This is a genomic window from Demequina maris, from assembly GCF_000971155.1.
Lineage (GTDB): Bacteria > Actinomycetota > Actinomycetes > Actinomycetales > Demequinaceae > Demequina > Demequina maris.
Window position 1 is genome coordinate 58,460 of record NZ_BBLX01000014.1, and the last position, 8,657, is coordinate 67,116.

General features: G+C 74.6%; 10 protein-coding genes. 5 read left to right on the forward strand and 5 right to left on the reverse strand.

The genetic code is table 11. From position 1 onward, the window contains the following. Positions 1–83: 83 nt before the first annotated feature. Entirely contained in the window at positions 84–2,069 is a 1,986-nt protein-coding gene (gene acs, locus AOM02_RS13160; protein WP_062300005.1) for an acetate--CoA ligase, read from the reverse strand. A 139-nt stretch (positions 2,070–2,208) separates the two neighbouring features. Here acs and AOM02_RS13165 point away from each other — a divergent pair, with 139 nt between their 5' ends. Then, positions 2,209–2,484 carry a hypothetical protein gene (locus tag AOM02_RS13165; RefSeq protein ID WP_062300007.1) on the forward strand — a complete coding sequence of 92 codons (276 nt, stop codon included), beginning with the start codon at positions 2,209–2,211 and terminating at the stop codon, positions 2,482–2,484. A 125-nt stretch (positions 2,485–2,609) separates the two neighbouring features. Here the strand turns inward: AOM02_RS13165 and AOM02_RS13170 are convergent, their stop codons facing one another. From AOM02_RS13170 to AOM02_RS13175, 3 genes are all read right to left on the reverse strand, one after another. Further along, on the reverse strand, positions 2,610–3,569 hold the full coding sequence (locus AOM02_RS13170) for a hypothetical protein (RefSeq protein ID WP_062300010.1): 960 nt from the start codon (positions 3,567–3,569) through the stop codon (positions 2,610–2,612). Positions 3,570–3,708: 139 nt separating this feature from the next. Next, positions 3,709–3,864 carry a hypothetical protein gene (locus AOM02_RS14395; protein ID WP_156156228.1) on the reverse strand — a complete coding sequence of 52 codons (156 nt, stop codon included), beginning with the start codon at positions 3,862–3,864 and terminating at the stop codon, positions 3,709–3,711. 75 nt (positions 3,865–3,939) lie between these two features. Further along, entirely contained in the window at positions 3,940–4,746 is an 807-nt protein-coding gene (locus AOM02_RS13175; protein ID WP_062300013.1) for an HAD family hydrolase, read from the reverse strand. A 145-nt stretch (positions 4,747–4,891) separates the two neighbouring features. Here AOM02_RS13175 and AOM02_RS13180 point away from each other — a divergent pair, with 145 nt between their 5' ends. Further along, a complete protein-coding gene (locus AOM02_RS13180; protein WP_062300017.1) occupies positions 4,892–5,890 on the forward strand; it encodes a TadA family conjugal transfer-associated ATPase in 999 nt (332 codons plus the stop codon). After that, on the forward strand, positions 5,887–6,783 hold the full coding sequence (locus AOM02_RS13185; protein ID WP_156156229.1) for a type II secretion system F family protein: 897 nt from the start codon (positions 5,887–5,889) through the stop codon (positions 6,781–6,783). The genes AOM02_RS13180 and AOM02_RS13185 overlap by 4 nt, the downstream gene beginning before the upstream one ends. Here AOM02_RS13185 and AOM02_RS13190 read toward each other — a convergent pair. Beyond that, a complete protein-coding gene (locus AOM02_RS13190) occupies positions 6,780–8,060 on the reverse strand; it encodes an ion channel protein (protein ID WP_062300021.1) in 1,281 nt (426 codons plus the stop codon). The two genes, AOM02_RS13185 and AOM02_RS13190, sit on opposite strands and share 4 nt — an antisense overlap. Positions 8,061–8,228: 168 nt before the next feature. On the opposite strand from AOM02_RS13190, the gene AOM02_RS14160 reads away from it, so the two are divergent. Together AOM02_RS14160 and AOM02_RS13195 are read left to right on the forward strand one after the other, a co-directional pair. Beyond that, entirely contained in the window at positions 8,229–8,390 is a 162-nt protein-coding gene (locus tag AOM02_RS14160; protein ID WP_082105102.1) for a DUF4244 domain-containing protein, read from the forward strand. Beyond that, on the forward strand, positions 8,387–8,657 hold a 271-nt coding region (locus AOM02_RS13195), incomplete at its 3' end, for a hypothetical protein (RefSeq protein ID WP_062300024.1). The genes AOM02_RS14160 and AOM02_RS13195, both read left to right, overlap by 4 nt.

Genomic DNA, 8,657 nt, shown 5'->3' on the forward strand with positions numbered 1-8,657 from the left:
GTTTCACGCATACGTGAAACACAGGGGAGAGAGTGCCGTGCCGCGCGCGAACACGCCGCCGGGGAACGCCCGCGCCGCCCCCCTCACTCCGCCCGGCCGGCCTCCAGCCCGCCGCGGATCGCGTCCATGACGGACGGGTCCGCGAGCGTGGTGACGTCGCCGGTCGGCCGGTCCTCGGCCACGTCCCGGAGGAGCCGGCGCATGATCTTGCCGGACCGCGTCTTGGGCACCTCCGACACCACGAGGATGGTGCGCGGCTTGGCCAGCGCGCCGATCTGCCGGCGCACATGCTCGCGCAGCGCCGCCGCGACCTCCTCGCCCTCCTCCGGCACCCCGTGCGCGTCGCCGCGCACGATGACGAACGCCACGACCGCCTGCCCGGTGACCTCGTCGCTCGCGCCGACCACCGCGGCCTCCGCGACCCACGGGTGCGCGACCAGCGAGTGCTCGATCTCGGTCGTGGTGAGGCGGTGGCCGGACACGTTCATGACGTCGTCGACGCGGCCGAGCAGCCACAGGTCGCCGTCCACGTCCTTCTTGGCGCCGTCGCCCGCGAAGTACATGCCGTCGAAGTGGTTCCAGTAGGTCGACACGTAGCGGTGGCGGTTGCCCCAGATCCCGCGCAGCATCGACGGCCACGGCTCGGTGATGACCAGGTAGCCGCCCTCGCCGTTCGCGACCGGGCGGCCCGCATCGTCCACCACGTCGATCGACACCCCGGGCATCGGCGTCATCGCCGACCCCGGCTTGGTGGCCGTCACGCCCGGCAGCGGCGAGATCATGATCGCGCCGGTCTCGGTCTGCCACCACGTGTCGACGATGGGGCAGCGGTCGCCGCCGATCACCCGGCGGTACCACATCCATGCCTCGGGGTTGATGGGCTCGCCTACCGACCCGAGCAGCCGCAGCGAGCTGAGGTCGAACTGCTGCGGGATCGCCTCGCCCCACTTCATGAAGGTGCGGATCGCGGTGGGCGCCGTGTAGAGGATCGTCACCTTGAACTGCTCGACGATCTCCCACCAGCGGCCCTCGTGCGGCGTGTTCGGGGTGCCCTCGTAGAGCACCTGCGTCGCGCCGTTGATCATCGGCCCGTAGACGATGTACGAGTGCCCGGTGATCCAGCCGACGTCGGCGGTGCACCAGTAGACGTCGTCGTCCTTGAGGTCGAAGACGATGCGGTGCGTGTGCGCCGCGCCCGTGAGGTAGCCGCCGGTCGTGTGGAACAGGCCCTTGGGCGTGCCCGTGGTGCCCGAGGTGTAGAGGATGAACAGCGGGTGCTCGGCCTCGACCCATACGGGCTCGTGCGACGCGGGCTGCGGGTCCACCGCATCGTGCCACCAGACGTCGCGCCCCTCGGTCCAGGCGGTGTCCTGGCCGGTCCGCTTGACCACGAGCACGTGCTCGACGGACGGCGCGGGCCCCTGCTCGGGGTGGCCCGCGATCGCCTCGTCGACCAGCGGCTTGAGCGCGAGGTGGGCGCCGCGCCGGTTGCCGCCGTCGGCAGTGATGACCAGCTTGGCCTCGGCGTCGTCGATCCGCTGGCGCAGGCTGTCCGCGGAGAAGCCGCCGAACACGACCGAGTGGATCGCGCCCACCCGCGCGCACGCGAGCATCGCGACCACGGCCTCGGGGATCTGCGGGAGGTAGATCGCGACCCTGTCGCCCTTGCCGACGCCGAGCGACGCGAGCCCGTTCGCCGCCTTCTGCACGCGCTCGTGGATGTCGGCGTACGTGAGGGTCTCGGTGTCGCCGGGCTCGCCGACGAAGTGGAACGCGACGCGATCGCCGCGGCCCTCGCGCACGTGCCGGTCGACCGCGTTGTCGCACGCGTTGAGCGTGCCGTCGTGGAACCAGCGCGCGACGGGCGCGTCGGACCAGTCGAGGATCTCGGTGAAGGGCTCGTGCCAGGCCAGGCGCAGCGCCGCCTCGCGCCAGTACTGCAGCCGGTCCACGCCGGCCTTCTTGTACTCGTAGGCGGTCGCGTTCGCGTGCGCGGCGAAGGCGGCATGCGGCCGGAACGACCGCGTCTCGGTGTGCAGGTTCTCGAGGGTATGGGCGACGTTGTCCATGCGCGCCACCCTAGGACCAAGGTCCCGACGCTGGGAAGGCTTTGTTAGACGGCCTGGTATTCGATCGGTTGGCCGTGTCGTGGCGGACGATGCGCGGTTTCCGCGCGCGCTTCCGGCCCGCCCGTGCGAGCCTGGGGTGATGACTGGATCAGAGGGTTTCGACTACCGGACCCGCACCAACGGCGAGGTCCACATCTTCCATCACGGGAAGCTCGCGCGGATGCTCAAGGACGAGCCCGCCCAGGACTTCCTCGCGTCCGTCAAGGAAGGCGACGCGCAGGAGGTCATGGCGGCGGCGGTCGGCAACGACGGCCAGGGCGGGGGAGTGCGCGGGTCCGCGCAGGGCCCCGGCACGCACCTCCACGGCAATGGCACGGCTCACCCGCACGGGGAGTTCCGCCGCAAGTCCGGCTGACCGCCCGTCTGCGAACGCCTCTCCACACACGAGCAGCGGGAGAGCGCGTCATGTGTGCATGTTGACGCGCACATCCGGGCCCTTGTGTGGACCAGTGACACACCTGTGTGGATGGGCGTCCGGGGCTAGTCGACGGTGAACTCGGCCGCGACCGAGAACGCGACGGCGGGCGGCACGTCCGCGATGTACTCGACGGGAACCTCGCGCTCGAGCGCATCCGCGAGCACGTCCTCGGGCACGTCGCAGCTGCGGTTGAGCAGGTTGCCGTCGGCGTCCACGTGGTCGGTGCAGTGCGCCGCGACCTCGGGGTCGTCGACGAGCGCGGTGTAGCCCGCGTTGTACTGCAGCCCCGCCAGCCCCGTGATGCCCTCCTCGGACAGCACGCGCGCGATCGCGGCGGGCTCGCCCAGGATGATCGGCGACCACTGGTAGACGCGGTAGGTGCCCGCCGGCAGCTTCTCGTGCGCGGAGTAGAAGGCGGCCGCCTCGGCCTGCTTCGCGGCGATCTCGTCCTCGCTCGCCGTCGACCAGTCGAAGCCCTGCCAGATCTCGTTGAGCCCCGCGGACACGTCGCACAGCAGCGCGCCGGTGATCTCGAGGTTGTTCTGCGTCAGCGTGGTCTCGTCGGGCATCGCGACGAAGTACTCGGGCACGAACTCGCCGCCCCAGTCCGGGGTGACCACCACATCGTCCCTGGTCACGATGATGCTGCCCTCGGAGGCCAGGAAGCCCAGCCCGGCTGTGGACGTCGTGTAGCCGGGCACCACGGTGACCGTGTCGACCCCCTGCACCTGGCGCAGCGACGCGTCGACCTTGGGCAGCACGCCGTTGGCCTCGCCGGACTCGGGCGTCCACGTCTCGCCGCACGAGGGCGGGTCGAACAGGTCGTCGCCGGCCGCCTCGACCTCGGACAGGCGGAAGGTCAGGGGGATCGTCTCGCCGCTCGTCTCGACGGTCGCGCCGGGCGTCGGCACGGGGGCCTCGGTGCTCTGCGACGCCTTCCAGGCCTTCACCCCGAACCATCCTGCGGCGGCGGAGGCGAGCGCGACGACGATCGCGGCGAGGGCGAGAAGGATCTTGCGCAAGTGACGTCCTCGAGAAGGGGTGGCCAAAGCCCACCGGCGACGCGAGGGGGCTGTGGCGAGGATACGTCATCCGGGGGTCGTTCCCTACCCGGCTCGCCCGGCTACGGCGCCCGGAAAGTCCGATCTGCGGACGGGTGCGTCAGGACGATGCGGCGGTGGGCGAGGCGGTCGTGTCGGGGGTGCTCGCGGGCACCCCCGAGCCGTCCCCGCGGACGCTGTCCCACATCCACCCGACCCCGATGCCGAGCCCCAGTCCCAGCACCCCCACGAGTGCAGCAAGAAGTGCCTTGTTCATTGCGTGATCCCCTCAGACTCCGCGTGCCGCGCGAGGCGGCTCCGTCACCCTAGCGCGCCTTCGCGGCGGCGGGGCTCAGGCGTCGTCGGCGTCGTGGTCGCGTCGCGCGGCGACGGCGAGCAGCCAGACGGCCGCGACGGCGGCGAGCGCGACGGTCGCGACCACGGCGGGCCGCACCGCCGAGGGCGAGCGCAGGCCCACCGGGCGGCGGAACGTCAGCACACCCCAGCCGTGGCGGCGTGCGGCGCGGCGCATCGCGCGGTCGGGGTTGACCGCGAAGCCGTGGCCCACCTCGTCGAGCATGGGGGTGTCGGTGATGGAGTCCGAGTACGCGTAGCAGATCCCCAGGTCGTAGCCCCGCTCCTCGGCGAGCTCGCGGATCGCCTCGGCCTTGGCCGGGCCGTACGCGTAGAACGAGATCTCGCCCGTGAAGCGGCCGTCCTCGACCTCCATGCGGGACGCGACCACGCCGTCCGCGCCCAGCAGGCGCGCGATGGGCTCGACCACCTGGAACGCGGACGCGCTGACGATCACGACGTCCCGGCCGTTGGCCTGGTGACGGCGGATGAGGTCGAGCGCCTCCTGGTAGACGATCGGGTCGATGTGCTCGTGCAGCGTCTCCGCCACGATCCCGTCGACGTGCGCGACGTCCCAGCCGGTGATGAGCTCGCTCAGCGCGTCGCGCAGGCGGGTGGTCTGCCGCTCGTCCGCGCCGCCGATCTCGAACAGGAACTGCGCGAACGCGGTCCGCAGCGCCTTGGTGCGCGTGATGAGGCCGCCCTCGTAGAACGAGCGCGAGAAGGCCATGGACGAGGACCTCGCGATGATGGTCTTGTCCAGGTCGAAGAAGGCCGCGCTGCGCCGCGGTCCGGGCTCCGTCATGGCGTCAGCCTAACCGCCGCCCCCGACACGTCCGGGCAGGCGACGACCGCCGGCCGATGTCCCCGTGCCAACCGCCCCTGCGGCCCCTCCACGACGGACGATGCGGGGTGCCCGCGACGTGGTCCGCGCGGCACATCCTGGCGCGGTGACGGAGATCCCCGCGGGACCGCTCGCGCCCCTGCTCGCCCTGCCGGGCGTCACCGACGTCCTCGTGCAGGCGCCCGACGCCGCATGGGTCGACCGGGGGCGCGGGCTCGAGCGCATCGCCGTCGACTGCGGCGGCGTCGACGGGGTGCGCGCGCTCGCGGTCGCGCTCGCCGCCTCCGCCGGCCGGCGGCTGGACGATGCGGAGCCCACCGTCGACGCCCGGCTCGCCGACGGCACCCGCCTGCACGCGGTCCTGCCCCCGGTGGCGGACGGCTGCACGGCGATCTCGCTGCGCCGGATCCGCGCGGAGCCCTTCACGCCCGAGGACCTGATCGCGGGCGGGATGCTGACCCGCGAGGTCGCCGCGCTGCTCGCCGCGCTCGTCCGGGCGCGCGTGCCCGTCCTGGTGTCGGGGGGCACGGGTGCGGGCAAGACGACCCTGCTCGCGACCCTCCTCGCGCTCGCGGACCCGGGCGAGCGCATCGTCCTGATCGAGGAGGCCGGCGAGCTCGCGCTCGGGCATCCTCACGTGGTGCGGCTCGTCGAGCGGCGCCCCAACGTCGAGGGCGCCGGCGGCGTGCCGCTCGCCCGGCTGGTGCGGGAGGCGCTGCGCATGAGGCCGGACCGCATCGTCCTGGGCGAATGCCGCGGCGCGGAGCTCCGCGAGGTCCTCGCGGCCGCCAACACGGGCCATCGGGGCGCGCTGACCACGGTGCACGCGAACTCGGCCAGCGACGTGCCGGCGCGGCTCGAGGCGCTCGCGCTGCTCGCCGGGCTGACGTCCGGCCAGCTCGCCGCGCAGGCCGCCGCCGCGTTCGCGGTTGTGGTGCACGTCGAGCGGGACCCGACCGGCAGGCGCGTGGCGGAGGTCGCGCGGATCCGCGTCGACGGCGGCGGCCTCGCGATCGTCACCGCGTACGAGCGGGACGGGACGGGCGAGCGCCACGGCCCCGGGTGGCCGGGCCTGCGCGCGCTGGCCGACGGGGTCGCGGCGTGAGCGGGCGGGGTGCCGATGCGGGAGGCGGCGGCTGGGACGAGTCCCTCCCGCGCGTGGTCGGGCTGCTGCGCGCGGGCCTGCCGGCCCCGGAGGCGTGGGCGCGCGCCGGGGTCGCCGTGCCCGGCCATCAGGCCGGCACGCTCGACCGCGCCGTCGCGGGGGCCGACCTCCTCGCCGCGCGCACCGGGGCGCCGCTCGCATCGATGCTGCTCGCCATCGCGGGGGCCGCGGCGGATGCCCGCGAGGCCGACGCGCTGCGTCGCGCCGCGCTGGCCGGGCCCCGGCTGAGCGCGCGCATCCTGCTGTGGCTGCCCCTCGCGGGCCTGGCGCTCGGAGCCCTCGTCGACGCGCGCACCGTGCGCGTGCTCGCGCTCACGCCGCTCGGGTGGGCGCTGCTCGCGGTCGGCGTGGCGCTCACGTGGGCCGGGCGGGCGTGGACCGGGCGCCTGGTCGCGCGCGCGGGCGCCGCCGGCGGGGAGGCCGATGCGGTGGTCGTCGCGTCGGCGCTGGTCGCCGCCGCGCTGGCCGCCGGGGCGTCGGTGCCGGGGGCGCTGCGGTCGGTGGCGGCGGCGCTGGAGGAGCCGGACCTCGCGGCGCTCGCGGACGTGGTGGGCGTGCAGGCCGGGACGCCGCGCGACCCGCCTCCCGAGAGGTGGGAGCCGGTGGCGCGCGCGGTCCTGCCCGCGGTGGCGGCGGGGGCGAGCCCGGTCGCCTCGCTTGAGGCGGTGGCGAGGTCCGCAGCCCGGCGATCGCGCACGGACGCGGCGATCGCGGCCGGGGAGCTGGGGGTGCGCGTGACGCTGCCGCTCGCGCTGTGCCTGCTGCCCGCGTTCGTGGCGGTCGGCCTGCTGCCGCTCCTCGTCGCGGTCGTGGGCGGGACGCTCGGCGGCTAGCGTGCCGGGACGGCGGGCGGCTCGGCGGCCTCCTCGGGCTCCACGTGCACGAGCATGTGCGGCGCGCGCGTGAGGACGAGCCAGACCGGCAGCGCGGCGACGCAGAGCACCGGCAGCACTCCCACGGAGCCGCAGATGAGGACGCCGCCGAACAGCGCGAGCCAGCCCTCGCGCCCCACCGCGAACACGACGCCGAGGACGCCCGACGCGACCGCGAGGGTGAGCGGGATGCTCGGGATCAGCGCATGGGCGAACGCCCCGAGCGCGACGCCGGTGAACATGGCCGGGAAGATGCGTCCGCCGCGGAACCCGGAGGCGCCGGAGATCACGATCGCGGCGAGCTTCACCACGACGATGAGCGCGAGGGTGCCGACCGCGTACGAGTCGACGTTCTCCAGCAGCTCGGCCGTCTCCTCGGCGCCCTTGAACATCGTGATCTGGCCGCCGATGAGCGCGAGGCCGGCGAGCACCACGCCGCCCGCCGTCACGTAGAGCATCGGGTGGCGCAGCCTGCGGAACGCGCGGTGCGCCGGCGCGAACGTGGCGGCCGCCGCGACGCCGAGCGCCGCGCCGACCGTCGCGATCACGGAGGCCGACAGCAGGTCCACCCACTGCGCGCTGTAGTCGGGGAGGCCCATGTCCCAGGACGCTCCGCCGAGCAGGTGGTAGACCACGGAGGCCGCGCCGGCCGCGACGAGCGGCGTGAAGAGGCGGTCCCACAGCTGGCCCGCCGCCCCGCCGCCGAGCACGCCCGTGAGCACGAGCGCGGCCGCGACGGGCGTGCCGAGCATCGCGCCGAGCATCGCGGACGTGGAGATCATCAGCACCGCCGGGATCGGCACCGCGGGCAGGAAGCGCCGGTACGCGAGCACCGTCAGCCCAGTGGCGATCATGATGATCGGTCCCTCGGGGCCGAGGCTGACGCCGCCCGCGAGGCCCAGGATGAGCGCGATCGCGACGCCGGGCAGCGTGCGCAGGGGCAGCGGCGGCGAGACGAGGTCCACCGTCGCGGTGTCGTGGCCGCCGTGGCCCGGCGCCTTCCACAGCGTGAGGCCCACGAGCGCGCCGGTCACGATCAGGATGACCGCGGCCCACCAGCGGGCCTCGCCGTCGATCCCGAGCAGCTCCGGCAGGTCCTCCCACCACACGCCGTGCAGGGCGTGCGCGATCGCGTCCACGCCGAACAGCAGCACCGCCGCGCCGATCCCGACGATCGTCGCCGGCACGGCCGCCTTCGCGAGGAGGGCGGGGCTCGGGCTGGTCGCGGCGTCGGTCATGGTCCCCCTCGGTCCCGTCGGGCGGCCCGCGCGGGCCCCAATCGTCACTCTAGGCCGCGGCGATGTCCCCAGGCATGCGCGGCGGCGCCATGCCCACGGATCCCCGCGCCGAGGGTGCGCGCACCCGTCCGTCGACGAACGCTGGGAGCACCGACGAAGGGAGCACGGATGGATACGGACAACCGCGGCGACGAGGGGATGGCGACCGTCGAGTACGCGCTCGTCACGGTGGCGGCGGCGGGCTTCGCGGGCCTGCTGGTCGTCATCCTCAAGTCCGACGAGGCGCGCGGGCTGCTGCTGGGCATCCTGCGCGGGGCGCTCGGCACGTGAGCGCGCGCGGCGACCGCGGCTCGGCGACGGTGGAGCTCGCGCTCGCGCTGCCGGCCGCGGTCGCCGTGCTCGCGGCGGCGCTGTCCTCGGTGCAGGCCGCCGCGGCGGGCGTGGCGGTCCCGGCGGCGGCCCTCGCCGGCGCACGGGCGGGCGCGGTCGCGGGCGACGAGGCCGCGGTGGAGGCCGCGCACCGGGCGGCCGGCGGCGAGGCGACGGTCGACGTGTCGCGTGCCGACGGATGGGTGACGGTGACCGTGGCGGTCGACC